Source organism: Streptococcus sp. 3167, assembly GCF_013277175.1.
GTDB classification, from domain to species: domain Bacteria; phylum Bacillota; class Bacilli; order Lactobacillales; family Streptococcaceae; genus Streptococcus; species Streptococcus pseudopneumoniae.
In genome coordinates this window covers 1-14,440 of the sequence record NZ_VMML01000012.1, presented here as the reverse complement: position 1 = coordinate 14,440, position 14,440 = coordinate 1, and the positions used below count along the sequence as shown (strand labels likewise).

Genomic DNA, 14,440 nt, shown 5'->3' with positions numbered 1-14,440 from the left:
TTTCAATTCCTCTAAAGGAATCTTTCGGTTTTTGACGACTCGCTTTTTCCTCTCTAAGTGTCCTTGTTCACGTAAGTTCTTTTTCCATGTGAAGAGAGTTCTGACGCCGACATCAAAAACCTTGGCTGCCTCGACATGGCTGTGCCCCCTCTTTGATGTAATCTAATGCTCGCTGTTTAAAATCTGTACTACATGCATAGCTTTATTATAACATGCTTGTTTGAAACTCAGCGACTATAAAATATTAGCAATAAGCTTATTTAGAGATTTTAATATAGGAGGTGAAAAATATAGAGCAACAAACTTTTATATCTATACTTTTGTTGAGAACTTAGAAAGTATAGGAGATAAACCGTCACAATGGAACTCTGATTTGAATCATTTACTCAATGAAGAGGGTATGTATCTGAATAAAGAGGCTTTGATTCATTTTGAGTATAATGAATCAGAAAAAAATATGGTATTATAAATAGGAAAAGGAGATAAATTATCATGGAAATTAATCAAGTAATCATTAACATTTCTGCTAGACATGTTCATTTAAAGAGGGAACATTTAGATATTTTATTTGGTGAAGGATACCAACTAAACAAGTTAAAAGATTTGTATCAGCCTGGTGAATTTGCTGCTGAAGAACAGGTTACAATTCAGTCGGCATCTGGCGAGATTAATCGTGTCAGGGTATTAGGACCAATTCGTCCTTATACACAAGTTGAGGTTTCTAAAACAGATTCTAGATTATTAAAGATAACTCCACCAGTACGTACTTCGAGTGAGATTGAAAACTCTTCACCGATTACCATTATAGGACCTAATGGAAGAGTTAATTTAGATGAAGGGTGCATTATTGCTAATAGACATATTCACTTTGCCACAGAAGAAGCTGAGGAAATGGGTCTTAAAAATGGAGATATAGTTTCTGTTGAAGTAAAAAGCGAAAAAAGTGCTACTTTGCATGATGTTCATTGCAGAGTGAGTGATAAATATAGATTGGAAATGCATATTGATACTGATGATGCGAATGCACTTCTTTTATCAGGAGGTGAGATTGGCACGATTATAAAAGAGTAGAAATGGAGATTATCGAAAGTTGATTAAGGCATTAATAATTAGAAATTTGCAAATGTATACTAGATTTTTTCCAGTAGCTCTATTCCTGAATCGATTGTTAGATGCCATTTTTCAGCTTTTAGGGTATTGGTTAATTGCTCATTATCTTTTTAATAACAAATTAGTAGTTAGTCAAGTAGAAGTGATTGATTATTTTACTTTCGCTGCTGCTGGGATGCTTTACTACAATGTTGCTGTTGCTATTTTGATGAATGTAGGGCGTTCATTGATGGTTGAGGTCCGAGAGGGAACCTTGGAAAGCTTATTTATAACTCCATATAGTATTTTCAGCTATTATATAGGCGTGTTCATTGAACAGCTTGGAAGAACTTTTATGGAGTTTTGTTCACTTTTTATTATTTCTATTTTGCTCGGTGCAAAGTTCATGGCAACTCCAATATCCTATTGGCTGTTGAGTTATGTTGTTATTGTTTTAATATCATTTTCTATGAGTGTTTTTGTTGCTAACATAATGCTCTGGTTAAGAGATACATTTATAAGTCAGAATACGTTATTTATTTTGATATTTTTAGTATCTGGTGTTACATTTCCTAGGACAGTGCTTCTTGATTTTCTAAAATGTGTTGGTGATTTATTACCAATTACTTATGGCTTAGAGATAGTTAGACTAATATCTTCTGGAGATTTGGAATCGCTTCAACTATGTCTATTGATTTTTAAAGTTTTACTTCTCTCATTAGTTTTTATTGTGATTGGCTTGCTCAGCTATAAAAAGGTGGAGAAGAAAGTGATCGAATATTTAACAATTTAGGAGAATTCCGATGTTAGAAGTAAAAAATGTATCTAAAAGTTATCTTACAAAAACGAAGATTAATTTACTAAAAAGAAAAAGTAAGCTATTAATAATGTTTCATTAAAAATTCCAAGAGGAAAAATAATTGGAGTTTTAGGAGAAAATGGGGCAGGCAAAACAACCTTAATAAAAATGATGACAACGCTTCTAAAACAAGATTCAGGAGAAATTACAATTAATGGAATTGATATTAATGATAATTTAAAGGATACTCGAAGTAAAATCAATGTTATAAGTGATGGAGAGAGAAATCTTTTTATATGGTCTAAAATTGATACTTCAATTTCATATGACCACTTATTGAGAAAATTAACATCTGAATATGATGTGTCAGAGAAAAAAGCAGATAAAGACTTGAAAAGAATTATTAATCAATTTAGTGAACTTGAGTTTGTTTCAGTTAAGGGAGGTTAATGTTGCTTTTTCTGAAATATATTTAATGCTTATATCGAAAATACTTAGAAAAGTCTTGAAGTTTTGTGGCTCTTTATCAACTTGTAGTGGGGTGATGAAAAGAGTGGTTAATACTAGACATACTTCAAAAAGCATTGTACGATAGTAACATGAAATTAGCTAAACAAGAAATCACCTTTCTCTTTAAAGACCTTACTAAGCCTCTAACACAAAGTCTTCCAATCGTTCTGCTTTGTTTGATGGGAAAATCCTATCAAGAGATGATAGAGCGTCTAGACTGTAGTTTGGTGAAATTTAAAGAAGGATGAGGAGTTAGGTTCGGACTCTCTCCTTCAAGAAAGACGTGGTGGTTGTAACCACGTTTATATGACAGTCAAGGAATAGATAGTTTTCCGGTCATTTGAAAACTTCAGAGGAAGAGGAAGTTGTTACAGTAGATTTCCTGCAAAATCTAGATTGAATTGTAATAAAAATGAATTCATTGCTTATAACGTACCGGACTAGGATATACAGGCCGTTGTAGGACAAGTGTTCTAGAGATTGTTTCTCAGGAGGTTTAGTGATACTCCATTTCTTCAGTCCTATCAAAAGGAGATTAGTCGTTCCTACACAGGTGATGCTTTCTGTCAACTGTTGAAGCGACATAGCTGGCGCACTGTTGCCCTAGATCCTAAGAAAGCAGGCGCTCAAACCATTGCCGCGTCTAAACATCCCATCTCTATTCAAGAAGGTAAGAAAACGCTTTAAAGATAGTAGATGCTTTCGTAAGCTTGGGTTCATGCATCAAAGATGAGGCTGGTTTCGGATAGGCAGTAAACTAGGATCTTGTTAGCCACCTAAAGGAATAGGTCCTCCTGTCCATAGTCATTCCGTGCATGAATTCTCTTACTGTTAGAGAGCTGTTGATGCTTATAGAGGAGCATCTTTTTTCCTGCTTGCCGGAGGATGCCATACTGAATGGAGGAAAGCTTGTTTACAAGAACTGTCACAGGCCTATCCAACTGATTTTATTTTACTAGTCATGGATCATGCCCTAGGGCATCCATCAAGTAGCTTAACTATTCCAAATCATATTGGCTTTCCCTTTATTCCCCCATACAGGCCAGAGATGAATCCTATTGAACAGATGCAGAAAGAGCTTGGTGAAGGTGGCTTCCAGAATAAAGCATTTCAAACCTTGGAAGCTGGCATTGATACATTTCAAGAGATCATACAAGGATTAGAGAGGAGTGTTGTAAAGTCCATCGTTAAAAGAGAATGAACCAGAATGCTTTTTGAAAATAGATATGAGTATTAGTTGAACTGCCCTATGCCGAACGGCACCTACGGTGGTGTGAGAGGGACTAGTCTTAGCCCCTACTCGATTCAATCTGTACCCATACAATTCTTCTTTTTTTATCTTGTGATTCACTCTGTTCTATTTTAAAATGAAATGGTAGCTACCAATATAAATGATGAGGATAAAACAAATGACTGAAAATCGTTATGAATTAAATAAAAATTTGGCACAGATGCTCAAAGGTGGGGTTATCATGGACGTTCAAAATCCTGAACAGGCTCGTATTGCAGAGGCTGCTGGTGCGGCTGCTGTTATGGCTTTGGAGCGGATTCCAGCTGATATTCGTGCAGCTGGTGGTGTTTCCCGTATGAGTGATCCAAAGATGATTAAGGAAATCCAAGAAGCGGTTAGCATTCCAGTGATGGCTAAGGTTAGAATCGGGCATTTTGTTGAAGCTCAGATTTTAGAGGCTATTGAGATTGACTATATCGATGAGAGTGAAGTTTTATCTCCAGCTGACGATCGTTTCCATGTGGACAAGAAAGAATTTCAAGTACCTTTTGTTTGTGGTGCCAAGGACTTGGGGGAAGCCTTGCGTCGTATCGCTGAAGGTGCTTCCATGATTCGTACTAAAGGAGAACCGGGTACAGGAGATATTGTCCAAGCTGTTCGCCATATGCGTATGATGAATCAGGAAATTCGCCGTGTTCAAAACCTACGTGAGGACGAACTTTATGTTGCTGCTAAGGACTTGCAAGTCCCTGTAGAATTGGTTCAATATGTCCATGAACATGGAAAATTGCCAGTTGTAAACTTCGCAGCTGGAGGCGTTGCAACACCAGCAGATGCTGCGCTGATGATGCAGTTAGGGGCAGAGGGGGTCTTTGTCGGTTCAGGTATTTTCAAGTCAGGAGATCCTGTTAAACGAGCGAGTGCCATTGTTAAGGCTGTGACTAACTTCCGTAATCCTCAAATACTGGCTCAAATCTCTGAAGATTTAGGAGAAGCCATGGTTGGTATCAATGAAAATGAAATCCAAATTCTCATGGCAGAGAGAGGAAAATAGATGAAAATCGGAATATTGGCCTTGCAAGGTGCCTTTGCAGAACATGTAAAAGTGCTAGAAAAATTAGGAGTCGATAGTGTCGAACTCAGAAATTTAGAAGATTTCCAGAAATATCAAAATGAACTGTCTGGCTTGATATTACCTGGAGGAGAGTCTACAACCATGGGCAAGCTCTTACGAGATCAACATATGATGATTCCTATAAGAGAAGCTATTTTATCTGGTTTACCAGTCTTTGGAACCTGTGCGGGCTTGATCCTGCTGGCTAAGGAAATCACTTCTCAGGACGAGAGTCATCTTGGAACAATGGATATGGTGGTCGAGCGCAATGCCTATGGACGCCAACTAGGAAGTTTCTATACGGAAGCAGAATGTAAGGGAGTTGGTCAGATTCCAATGACCTTTATCCGTGGTCCAATTATCAGCAGTGTTGGAGAAGATGTAGAAATTCTAGCAACAGTGAATAATCAAATCGTTGCAGCCCAAGAAAAAAATATGTTGGTAACTTCTTTTCATCCTGAATTGACTGATGATGTAAGCTTGCACCAGTACTTTATAAATATATGTGAAGAAAAAAGATAGTAAAAAAGCGCAAAAAATCACTTCCTGTGCTATACTATAATTGAAATTTTTTTAGTTTTTGCGTTAGAAATGTTTCCTCAGTCCTAGCGCCTTTTCTTTTTGATAAGTATGCTTGGTGGAGAGTAGTTTGTAAATGATTCTGAAGATCTTATGAGCACAAGCAATGACGGCTTTCATATTGCTTCCTCTTTAGGAAATTCGATTATAAAACTCTAAGCAGGCTCTGCCTGCTTAGAGTTTTACATGTAATAAACAATGGCGATGTATTGGAGTGCGGACGCAGCTAGGATAAAGAGATGCCAAATCATGTGGAAATAAGGTTTTTTCTTGGCGTAAAATCCAGCCCCAACTGTATAAGAGAGTCCGCCAGTTACCATGAGACTCCAGAAAATTGGTGTCGTTTGACTGATAATGGCAGGAATGATAGCCAGAACCAACCAGCCCATAATCAGGTAAAGAGCAAGGCTAAATTTTTCATTGACTTTTTTAGCAAGGATTTTATAGAGAATACCAAAGATGGTCGTTCCCCATTGGATAGCAATAATCAGATAGCCAAACCAGTTATTCATCAAGGTTAAGACGACTGGCGTATAAGAGCCTGCGATAGCCACATAAATCATAGAATGGTCAATAATTCTCAAGACGTATTTGTGGGTCGAACCATAGGCCATAGAGTGGTAAATGGTGGATGAGAGGAACATGAGAAAGAGACTGATAACGAAAATGGAAACGCCGATAGAGGATAAAAAGCCATGTGCTTCGTAACTATAGGTGGATGAAATAGGGAGTAAGATGAGCATGATGACTGCACCCACAGCATGGGTCACACTATTAGCAATCTCTTCTCCGAAACTGAGTTGTTTGCTGAGTTTAAGACTAGTGTTCATTGGATTACCTCCTCTTGAGTATGATGGATTAAGGCTAGGGTTTGATGATAGAGTTTAACGGTTTGGCAGCTGGTTTGGATGATAGGGTTAGCTGGGTCAATTCCTTGGTTCATGTAGTTCACAAAAGCATCGTAGAGTTGCTCTGAACTTGCTTGACTTTGTAGAGTATTCAGTGTCTGAGCGATTTCTTGAATCGAAAATACAGACTTGAGGGTTGTGATAGCAATCAGACGGGCAATCTGTTGACGTTGGTATTTTTTCTTGTCAGGTTTTGTCAGGTAACCATGTTTGACATAATTGTTAACCATAGATGCTGTCAGGCCTTTGTCTTTATCAGGAGAGATAGGGGCACAGACCTGATTGACATAGAGTAAAACCTGGTCCAGATAGAGGTCAATATTTGGAATTTCTGCCCATTTTGGGTAGGAAAAGGTAGTTTTCATTTTCAACTCCTTTTTATCTAGTTTTAATAACTAGATTATAAAATAACAAAAACAGAAAGTCAAGTTTTAACTGCTTGTAGAAAGACTTAAATTATGCTAGGATGGGAGAAACTAGTCAGAAATGAGGAGAAAAGATGGAGATTCGTTTAGCTTTTCCAAATGAAGTAGATGACATCATGCAAGTGATGGAGGATGCTAAAAAATGTTTAGCGGATGCTGGTAGTGACCAGTGGCAAAATGGTTATCCAAATGCTGATATTATTATTGAAGATATTATCTCAGGTCAAGCCTATGTAGCCTTGGAAGAGGGAGAACTACTAGCCTATGCTGCTGTGACCAAGAGTCCAGAGGCAGCCTATGAAGCCATTTATGAAGGCAACTGGCAAGTTGGGGAGTCAGAGTACCTAGTCTTTCACCGTATTGCTGTGGCAGCAGATGTGCAGGGACAGGGAGTTGCTCAAACCTTTTTAGAGGGCTTGATTGAAGGTTTTGATTATCTAGATTTTCGCTCAGATACGCATGCTGAAAACAAAGCTATGCAGCATATTTTTGAAAAACTCGGTTTTAAACAGGTTGGTAAGGTTCCAGTTGATGGCGAACGCTTGGCCTATCAAAAATTAAAGAAATAATGCAAAAGAAGTATGTAAAAATGCTCTATTCTTCGCCGATTGGCTCCCTTTCTCTCGTAGCTGATGACCATTATTTGTATGGAATTTGGGTTCAGGAGCAGAAGCATTTTGAGAGGGGACTAGGAGATGAGACGATAGAAGCAGTTGTTAGTCATCCCATTTTAGACCCAGTTATTACTTGCTTAGATGCTTACTTTAAAGGCAAGCCTAAGGATTTATCCGACTTGCCCTTGGCTCCAATTGGAACGGATTTTGAAAAGCGAGTTTGGGACTATTTACAGGGAATTCCTTATGGTCAGACAGTGACATATGGGCAAATAGCCCAAGACCTGCAAGTGCCTTCTGCTCAAGCAATTGGTGGAGCGGTAGGACGCAATCCTTGGTCTATTCTAGTACCTTGTCACCGTGTGCTGGGAGCAGGCAAGCGTCTGACTGGTTATGCCGCAGGAGTGGAAAAGAAAGCCTGGCTCTTGGAGTATGAAGGCGCAGATTTTAAAGATATAAATAATAGAAAGTGAAAGACATGTTAGAATTTATCGAATACCCAAAATGTTCAACTTGTAAAAAAGCAAAACAAGAATTAAACCAACTCGGTGTGGACTACAAAGCCGTCCATATCGCCGAAGAAACACCTAGCCAAGAAGTTATTTTAAACTGGCTGGAAACCTCAGGGTTTGAATTGAAGCAATTTTTTAACACCAGTGGAATCAAATACCGTGAATTAGGGTTAAAAGATAAGGTAGGAAGTCTGTCAAACCAAGAAGCAGCTGAGTTGCTAGCAAGCGACGGCATGTTGTTAAAACGGCCAATTTTAGTAGAAAATGGAACTGTTAAACAAATCGGTTATCGAAAACCTTATGAAGAATTGGGATTGAAATAGTTTTTACTTATCTCTCTGATAGATAAAATATATAACCTCCCTGTTTTAAAGTATGATAAACTAGTAGGTAGACAAAGACTGTATCTGACCGTAGCAAATAATTTCATTGACGGCAGAAGTATGGTAGAATGAATCATTATCAGGAGAGGATGTTTTTATGAATGTTACAACGATTTTAGCATCAGATTGGTATCAAAACTTGATGCAATTGATTCCGGATGGCAAGCTTTTTAGCTTGCGTTCGGTCTTTGATGGAATTCCGAGAATTGTTCAACAACTTCCAACAACGATTATGTTGACAATTGGTGGTGCCTTTTTTGGCTTGGTTTTGGCGCTTCTTTTTGCCATTGTGAAGATCAATCGTGTTAAGATTTTATATCCCTTGCAGGCCTTCTTTGTTAGTTTCTTAAAAGGGACACCGATTTTAGTGCAGCTCATGTTGACCTACTACGGAATTCCTTTGGCTTTGAAAGCCCTCAATCAGCAATGGGGGACTGGTCTCAATATCAATGCCATTCCAGCAGCAGCTTTTGCGATTGTTGCTTTTGCTTTCAATGAGGCAGCTTATGCCAGTGAAACCATTCGTGCAGCCATTCTCTCAGTCAATCCTGGTGAGATTGAGGCGGCACGTAGTCTGGGGATGACCCGAGCACAAGTTTATCGTCGCGTGATTATTCCAAATGCGGCCGTTGTGGCGACTCCAACCTTGATTAACTCCCTCATCGGCTTGACCAAGGGAACTTCCCTAGCCTTTAGTGCGGGTGTTGTGGAAGTCTTTGCCCAAGCTCAGATTTTGGGTGGTGCCGATTATCGTTATTTTGAGCGCTTCATCTCCGTTGCTCTTGTTTATTGGGTAGTCAATATCGGAATTGAGAGCCTTGGTCGTTTCATCGAGAGAAAAATGGCTATTTCTGCACCAGATACAGTGCAAACAGATGTGAAAGGAGACCTTCGTTAATGATTAAGATTTCGAATTTAAGCAAATCCTTTTCAGGACAGACTGTCTTGGATCATCTGGACTTGGATATTCAAAAAGGGGAAGTTGTAGCCTTGATTGGTTCTTCAGGAGCTGGAAAATCAACCTTTCTTCGCAGTCTCAATTATCTTGAAACACCTGATAGTGGCTCGATTCAGATTGATGATTTCTCGGTTGATTTTTCTAAAATCACTCAAGAAGAAATCCTTGCCCTACGTCGCAAGTTATCTATGGTATTTCAGCAGTTTAATTTGTTTGAGCGCCGTACAGCACTTGATAATGTGAAAGAAGGCTTGGTTGTTGTCAAGAAATTATCTGACCAAGAAGCGACTAAGATTGCCAAGGAAGAGTTGGCTAAGGTTGGGCTTTCTGATCGTGAAAACCATTACCCTCGCCATTTATCAGGTGGACAAAAGCAACGGGTTGCCTTGGCGCGTGCGCTTGCTATGAAACCAGATGTCTTGCTCTTAGATGAACCAACTTCAGCCCTTGACCCAGAATTGGTCGGTGAAGTAGAGAAGTCTATTGCAGATGCTGCTAAGTCAGGTCAGACCATGATTTTGGTCAGTCATGACATGTCCTTTGTAGCCCAAGTGGCTGATAAGATTCTCTTCTTAGATAAGGGGAAAATCATCGAGTCTGGAACACCAGATGAGATTATCCACCATCCTAAAGAAGAGCGGACAAAAGAATTCTTCGCTAGTTACAAACGGACTTATATTTGATATAATAGATAAAGAAAAACTCAGTTAGCTGGACTAGCTGAGTTTACTCTTTAAAAAGATAGAAATGAGAGAAATCATGCTACTGCAACTATTTTCTTTATATTTCGAGAGTTTGATCTTAACCACCATCCTCGTCCTGATTTTTTTAGGAATTTGGATTGGACTGAGAGCCATGTCGGGAGTTGATAAGACAGCCAAGGCTCGCCAAGCCCATCTCTATGATATGATTATGATTGGGGTCTTGGTTGTTCCAGTATTATCCTTTGCGGTTATGAGTTTAATTCTTGTTTTCAAGGCATAATCCTTGCGTGATTGACAAGAAAGAGTTAGAATAAAGATAGTTACAACAAGAAAGAAGGAAACTATATGTACGATACTATTATTATCGGTGCTGGACCTGCAGGGATGACTGCAGCCTTGTATGCTGCTCGAAGCAATTTGAAAGTAGCTTTGATTGAAGGTGGTCTGCCAGGTGGTCAGATGAATAATACATCTGATATCGAAAATTACCCAGGATATGCTAATATTAGTGGACCTGAATTGGCAGAAAAGATGTTTGAACCGCTTGAAAATCTCGGTGTTGAGCACATTTATGGATATGTTGAAAATGTCGAAGACCATGGTGATTTTAAGAAAGTGATGACTGACGACCAAACATATGAAACTCGTACCGTTATCGTAGCAACTGGTTCTAAACACCGTCCTTTGGGAGTACCTGGAGAAGAAGAACTGAACAGTCGTGGTGTTTCTTACTGTGCCGTGTGTGATGGTGCTTTCTTCCGTGACCAAGATTTGTTGGTAGTTGGTGGTGGAGATTCAGCTGTTGAAGAAGCCCTCTTCTTGACTCGTTTTGCTAAGACTGTTACCATTGTTCACCGTCGTGACCAACTTCGTGCTCAAAAGGTTTTACAAGACCGCGCCTTTGCGAATGAGAAAATCAGCTTTATCTGGGATTCTGTAGTGAAGGAAATCAAGGGTGAAAACCGAGTAGAATCTGTCGTATTTGAAAATGTGAAAACAGGTCAAGTGACAGAACAAGCCTTCGGTGGCGTCTTTATCTATGTTGGATTGGACCCTCTTAGCGATTTTGTTAAAGAATTGAATATCCAAGATCAGGCAGGCTGGATTGTGACAGATAACCACATGAAAACTGCAGTTGACGGTATCTTTGCAGTTGGAGATGTTCGCCAGAAAGACCTTCGCCAAGTAACAACAGCGGTTGGAGATGGAGCTATCGCTGGTCAAGAAGCCTATAAATTTATCACAGAACATAGTTAATCATAAAAAAGTTTCCAATCAGATGACTGGAAACTTTTTTATAGTCTGTTTCGGAAAACTTCGTACATGAGAATGGCCGCAGCAACACTGGCATTAAGGCTTTGAACATGGCCATTCATGGGAATGGTAATCATTTCATCGACCTGTTTTTTAATGTTGCTAGAGATGCCTTTTCCTTCATTTCCGATGATGAGGGCGATTTTCCCTTTTGTATTCCACTTATGGCAAGGAGTACCGTTCATATCCGTTCCAAAGGTCCAGAAGCCTTCATCCTTGACTTTGTCCAGAGTTTGGCTCAGATTGGTCACTCGGGCGATGGGAACGTGCTCGATAGCACCTGTGGCCGTTTTGGCAACGACGGGGGTAACACCTACAGCACGGTGCTTGGGAATGATGACACCTGAAACATTGGTCGCATCGGCTGTTCTCAGGATGGATCCTAGGTTGTGAGGGCCAGTCAAACCATCCAGAATCAATAGCAAAGGATTTTCTTCTTGGCGTGTTTTGGAAAGGATGTGATCTAGCTCGCTATAGGCAAATTCGGACACTCGTAAAACAAAACCTTGGTGGACAGCACCTTCAGTCATCTCAGAGAGGGATTTTTTTGAGGTCCAAGAAATGGACACCTTCTTTTCTGTAGCCAGTTCCTTGACTTTCTCAAGATTCTTACCTCGGAGATTTTCTTGGAGGTAGAGTTTGTTTCCAGTATTTGCAAGGAGGGCTTCGGTAACGGCGTGGACGCCATAGACAATATCATTTGTTTTCATGCCTCTATTATAACACAAAACCCCGTCTTGCAACGGGATTTTCTTTATTCTAGAATCAGTAAACCATCTTTAACTGCAAATGGGTCTTTTTCATTGATACGATCGTAAAACATGATACCGTTAATGTGGTCAATTTCATGCTGAACAACAATGGAGTTGTAGCCTTTGAGTTTGATACGGTGTTTTTCTCCATCTTTGTCAAAGTAGTCAACAGTAACGCGGGCATGGCGAACAACATAGCCAGGCACGTTGCGGTCTACAGACAGGCAACCTTCTCCTTCGCCAAGAGCAGCATCTTGAACAGAGTGAGAGACGATTTTTGGATTGTACATAATGGCTTGCAAGTCGTAGGCTTCCTGTGGAGTTTCGCCTTCTTCAACAATATTAGGTACCAAAACAGCGATAATGCGTTTTGAGATATCCAACTGAGGAGCAGCAAGTCCAACCCCACCGCGGAGTCCCATTTTTTCAGCCATGACAGGATCTTGGGAATGTTTAAGGAATTGCATCATCTTTTCGCCTAGGATAATTTCCTGGTCAGATAGGGGGAAAGTGACTTCCTCAGCAACTGCGCGTAGAGTTGGATTCCCCTCGCGGATAATATCGTTCATATCAATTAAGTGAGCAGCTTTTGTAATACGTTCTATTGCAGACATTTTCTCTCCTTTCATTACCTCTACATGATAACACAAAATGACAAGGATTGAAAGTATTATAGCCTTTAGGATTTATAGAAAATAGATAGGAAGTTCAATTCATACTCAATGAAAATCAAAGAGCAAACTAAGAAGCTAGCCGTAGGTTGCTCAAAGCACTGCTTTGAGGTTGTAGATAGAACTGACGAAGTCGGTAACATATATACGGTAAGGCGACGCTGACGTGATTTGAAGAGATTTTCGAAGAGTATCAATTGTGAAAGAATTACTTATCTATGATATAATAAAAAGAAAAGGCTTGCATAAGAAAGTAGGGAGAATGAAGATGAAAAGAAGACAAAATCGAAATCAGGGTGGTTTAGCTTTTCGTTTTATGAAGGGCTTGGTAAACTTTTTTAGGAGTTATCGCAGGTGGAGCAATAAAGGATTTGTGGCGGTACTCTTGCTAGCAGTTGCCTTATCAATGGGCTTGGTCTTGTTGTTTGAAAGTTTCCAAAGAATCCCTTTAACCAGTCAAAAACGAGATACTATTTCTCAAGAGGGGACTAAGCAAAAGTCTCAGGAGCAGGAAGAGGAAAAAACTGCCAGAATTATGGCTAATGGGGATTTGCTCTACCACGATGGACTTTTCTTTTCAGCTAAAAAAGAAGACGGTACCTATGACTTTCATGAGAATTTTGAGTATGTGACACCTTGGCTCAAGCAAGCAGATTTAGCTATTGGTGATTTTGAAGGAACCATCAATAAGGATCATTATTTAGCGGGTTATCCTCTCTTTAATGCTCCTGCTGAAGTTATGGATGCCATTAAGGATGCAGGTTATCATGTGCTAGATTTAGCTCATAATCATATTTTGGATTCGCAAATTGAGGGAGTTATTTCAACGGCCGATATTATTGAAAAAGCTGGAATCACTCCAATCGGAGTTTATACGCATGAACCACGTGATCAGGCTCCGTTGGTCATTAAGGAAGTGAATGGAATCAAGGTTGCTCTTTTGGCCTATTCCTATGGATTCAATGGAATTGAACGGTATATTTCTCAGGAAGACTATAATCGTTATCTTTCAGATTTAAACGAAGATAAGATGAAGGCTGAAATTGAACGGGCAGAGAAGGAAGCAGATATCACCATTATCATGCCTCAGATGGGTGTGGAGTATCGATTGGAACCAACTGAGGAACAAAAAGCTCTTTATCACAAGATGATTGATTGGGGGGCGGATATTATCTTTGGAGGGCATCCTCACGTTGTGGAACCATCTGAAACGGTTGAAAAAGATGGAGACAAGAAACTCATTATCTATTCAATGGGGAACTTCATTTCCAATCAACGGATTGAATCTATGGGAGATGAAGAAAATGCTAAGTGGACTGAACGTGGCGTTCTCATGGATGTAACCATTAAGAAGAAGGATGGAAAAACAACTATCGGAACAGCTAAAGCTCATCCTACTTGGGTCAATCGAACACCAAAGGGAACCTTTTCACCAGAAGGCTATCCTTTATATCATTATCAAACCTATATCTTGGAAGATTTTATAGAGGGTGGCAGTCATCGTGACCAGTTAGATGAAGCGACTAAGGAACGAATTGATACAGCCTATAAAGAAATGAACGAACATGTGGGATTGAAGTGGGATTAGCTTGAATAGACTTCCTGCGAAACAATATATGGTATAATAGTTCTATGGATTATGAAGCAAGTGAACAACTAACTGATGCACGATTTAAGCTCCTGGTTGGTGTTCAGTGCACGACTTTTGAAGAGATGTTAGCTGTATTAAAAAGAGATTATCAAGGTAAACACGCAAAAGGGGGACGAAAACCTAAACTAAGCCTAGAATACCTTCTTATGGCGACTTCAATATGTGCGAGAATATCGAACTTATGAAGAAATTGCGGCTGATCTTGGTATTCACGAAAGCAACTTAA

General features: G+C 39.5%; 18 protein-coding genes and 4 pseudogenes. 17 read left to right on the top strand and 5 right to left on the bottom strand.

Annotation, left to right across the window (positions count from 1 at the left end):
• Positions 1–157 (bottom strand): annotated as a pseudogene (locus tag HT678_RS02020) (IS630 transposase-related protein); the annotation flags it as partial.
• A gap of 63 nt (positions 158–220) precedes the next feature.
• Here HT678_RS02020 and HT678_RS02015 point away from each other — a divergent pair.
• From HT678_RS02015 to pdxT, 8 genes and pseudogenes are all read left to right on the top strand, one after another.
• On the top strand, positions 221–469 hold the full coding sequence (locus tag HT678_RS02015) for a hypothetical protein (protein WP_000777026.1): 249 nt from the start codon (positions 221–223) through the stop codon (positions 467–469).
• A gap of 23 nt (positions 470–492) precedes the next feature.
• On the top strand, positions 493–1,071 hold the full coding sequence (gene pduL / locus HT678_RS02010) for a phosphate propanoyltransferase (RefSeq protein WP_000405172.1): 579 nt from the start codon (positions 493–495) through the stop codon (positions 1,069–1,071).
• Between the two features lie 19 nt (positions 1,072–1,090).
• Positions 1,091–1,882: an ABC transporter permease gene (locus HT678_RS02005; protein ID WP_050208676.1), complete on the top strand. Its 792-nt coding sequence runs from the start codon at positions 1,091–1,093 to the stop codon at positions 1,880–1,882.
• An 87-nt stretch (positions 1,883–1,969) separates the two neighbouring features.
• Positions 1,970–2,338, top strand: a complete 369-nt coding sequence (locus HT678_RS02000; protein ID WP_078374384.1) for a PqqD family peptide modification chaperone — start codon at positions 1,970–1,972, stop codon at positions 2,336–2,338.
• 209 nt (positions 2,339–2,547) lie between these two features.
• A pseudogene (locus HT678_RS11410) lies at positions 2,548–2,719 on the top strand (IS630 family transposase); the annotation flags it as partial.
• Between the two features lie 195 nt (positions 2,720–2,914).
• A pseudogene (locus tag HT678_RS11405) lies at positions 2,915–3,599 on the top strand (transposase); the annotation flags it as partial.
• Positions 3,600–3,807: 208 nt separating this feature from the next.
• Entirely contained in the window at positions 3,808–4,683 is an 876-nt protein-coding gene (gene pdxS, locus HT678_RS01985; protein ID WP_023939837.1) for a pyridoxal 5'-phosphate synthase lyase subunit PdxS, read from the top strand.
• Positions 4,684–5,265: a pyridoxal 5'-phosphate synthase glutaminase subunit PdxT gene (gene pdxT, locus HT678_RS01980; protein WP_172924551.1), complete on the top strand. Its 582-nt coding sequence runs from the start codon at positions 4,684–4,686 to the stop codon at positions 5,263–5,265.
• A gap of 239 nt (positions 5,266–5,504) precedes the next feature.
• Here the strand turns inward: pdxT and HT678_RS01975 are convergent, their stop codons facing one another.
• On the bottom strand, positions 5,505–6,152 hold the full coding sequence (locus HT678_RS01975) for a hemolysin III family protein (RefSeq protein ID WP_001097999.1): 648 nt from the start codon (positions 6,150–6,152) through the stop codon (positions 5,505–5,507).
• Positions 6,149–6,595 carry a DUF1836 domain-containing protein gene (locus tag HT678_RS01970; protein WP_000858721.1) on the bottom strand — a complete coding sequence of 149 codons (447 nt, stop codon included), beginning with the start codon at positions 6,593–6,595 and terminating at the stop codon, positions 6,149–6,151. The genes HT678_RS01975 and HT678_RS01970 overlap by 4 nt, the downstream gene beginning before the upstream one ends.
• A 134-nt stretch (positions 6,596–6,729) precedes the next feature.
• Here HT678_RS01970 and HT678_RS01965 point away from each other — a divergent pair, with 134 nt between their 5' ends.
• The 7 genes from HT678_RS01965 to trxB all read left to right on the top strand — a co-directional run bounded on the left by HT678_RS01965 (position 6,730) and on the right by trxB (position 11,083).
• Entirely contained in the window at positions 6,730–7,224 is a 495-nt protein-coding gene (locus HT678_RS01965) for a GNAT family N-acetyltransferase (RefSeq protein WP_000405855.1), read from the top strand.
• Complete coding sequence (locus tag HT678_RS01960) at positions 7,224–7,742, top strand: methylated-DNA--[protein]-cysteine S-methyltransferase (protein WP_023934081.1); 519 nt, start codon at positions 7,224–7,226, stop codon at positions 7,740–7,742. The genes HT678_RS01965 and HT678_RS01960 overlap by 1 nt, the downstream gene beginning before the upstream one ends.
• Before the next feature lie 5 nt (positions 7,743–7,747).
• Positions 7,748–8,104: an arsenate reductase family protein gene (locus tag HT678_RS01955; RefSeq protein ID WP_023934080.1), complete on the top strand. Its 357-nt coding sequence runs from the start codon at positions 7,748–7,750 to the stop codon at positions 8,102–8,104.
• Positions 8,105–8,261: 157 nt separating this feature from the next.
• Positions 8,262–9,062 (top strand): amino acid ABC transporter permease, encoded by an 801-nt coding sequence (locus HT678_RS01950; protein WP_001103446.1) that lies wholly within the window; start codon positions 8,262–8,264, stop codon positions 9,060–9,062.
• Positions 9,062–9,805 (top strand): amino acid ABC transporter ATP-binding protein, encoded by a 744-nt coding sequence (locus HT678_RS01945; protein ID WP_000590965.1) that lies wholly within the window; start codon positions 9,062–9,064, stop codon positions 9,803–9,805. The genes HT678_RS01950 and HT678_RS01945 overlap by 1 nt, the downstream gene beginning before the upstream one ends.
• 76 nt (positions 9,806–9,881) lie before the next feature.
• Positions 9,882–10,106, top strand: coding sequence for a DUF4059 family protein (locus HT678_RS01940; protein ID WP_000926599.1), 225 nt, complete (start codon positions 9,882–9,884; stop codon positions 10,104–10,106).
• Positions 10,107–10,171: 65 nt separating this feature from the next.
• The gene (gene trxB, locus HT678_RS01935) at positions 10,172–11,083 is read left to right on the top strand and encodes a thioredoxin-disulfide reductase (RefSeq protein ID WP_000272299.1); all 912 of its coding nucleotides are present in this window, start codon (positions 10,172–10,174) and stop codon (positions 11,081–11,083) included.
• Positions 11,084–11,121: 38 nt separating this feature from the next.
• Here the strand turns inward: trxB and rlmB are convergent, their stop codons facing one another.
• Both rlmB and def read right to left on the bottom strand, forming a co-directional pair.
• Positions 11,122–11,850 (bottom strand): 23S rRNA (guanosine(2251)-2'-O)-methyltransferase RlmB, encoded by a 729-nt coding sequence (gene rlmB / locus HT678_RS01930; protein WP_000855766.1) that lies wholly within the window; start codon positions 11,848–11,850, stop codon positions 11,122–11,124.
• 44 nt (positions 11,851–11,894) lie between these two features.
• Positions 11,895–12,506 (bottom strand): peptide deformylase, encoded by a 612-nt coding sequence (def, locus tag HT678_RS01925; RefSeq protein WP_001272956.1) that lies wholly within the window; start codon positions 12,504–12,506, stop codon positions 11,895–11,897.
• A gap of 325 nt (positions 12,507–12,831) precedes the next feature.
• Here def and HT678_RS01920 point away from each other — a divergent pair, with 325 nt between their 5' ends.
• Positions 12,832–14,151 (top strand): CapA family protein, encoded by a 1,320-nt coding sequence (locus HT678_RS01920; protein WP_000830203.1) that lies wholly within the window; start codon positions 12,832–12,834, stop codon positions 14,149–14,151.
• 44 nt (positions 14,152–14,195) lie between these two features.
• Positions 14,196–14,440, top strand: a pseudogene (locus HT678_RS01915) (IS5/IS1182 family transposase); the annotation flags it as partial.

Coding starts and splice junctions, on each gene's coding strand:
- pduL (WP_000405172.1), top strand. CDS start 493: ATGGAAATTAATCAAGTAATCATTAACATTTCTGCTAGACATGTTCAT.
- pdxS (WP_023939837.1), top strand. CDS start 3,808: ATGACTGAAAATCGTTATGAATTAAATAAAAATTTGGCACAGATGCTC.
- pdxT (WP_172924551.1), top strand. CDS start 4,684: ATGAAAATCGGAATATTGGCCTTGCAAGGTGCCTTTGCAGAACATGTA.
- HT678_RS01975 (WP_001097999.1), bottom strand. CDS start 6,152: ATGAACACTAGTCTTAAACTCAGCAAACAACTCAGTTTCGGAGAAGAG.
- HT678_RS01970 (WP_000858721.1), bottom strand. CDS start 6,595: ATGAAAACTACCTTTTCCTACCCAAAATGGGCAGAAATTCCAAATATT.
- HT678_RS01965 (WP_000405855.1), top strand. CDS start 6,730: ATGGAGATTCGTTTAGCTTTTCCAAATGAAGTAGATGACATCATGCAA.
- HT678_RS01960 (WP_023934081.1), top strand. CDS start 7,224: ATGCAAAAGAAGTATGTAAAAATGCTCTATTCTTCGCCGATTGGCTCC.
- HT678_RS01955 (WP_023934080.1), top strand. CDS start 7,748: ATGTTAGAATTTATCGAATACCCAAAATGTTCAACTTGTAAAAAAGCA.
- HT678_RS01950 (WP_001103446.1), top strand. CDS start 8,262: ATGAATGTTACAACGATTTTAGCATCAGATTGGTATCAAAACTTGATG.
- HT678_RS01945 (WP_000590965.1), top strand. CDS start 9,062: ATGATTAAGATTTCGAATTTAAGCAAATCCTTTTCAGGACAGACTGTC.
- HT678_RS01940 (WP_000926599.1), top strand. CDS start 9,882: ATGCTACTGCAACTATTTTCTTTATATTTCGAGAGTTTGATCTTAACC.
- trxB (WP_000272299.1), top strand. CDS start 10,172: ATGTACGATACTATTATTATCGGTGCTGGACCTGCAGGGATGACTGCA.
- rlmB (WP_000855766.1), bottom strand. CDS start 11,850: ATGAAAACAAATGATATTGTCTATGGCGTCCACGCCGTTACCGAAGCC.
- def (WP_001272956.1), bottom strand. CDS start 12,506: ATGTCTGCAATAGAACGTATTACAAAAGCTGCTCACTTAATTGATATG.
- HT678_RS01920 (WP_000830203.1), top strand. CDS start 12,832: ATGAAAAGAAGACAAAATCGAAATCAGGGTGGTTTAGCTTTTCGTTTT.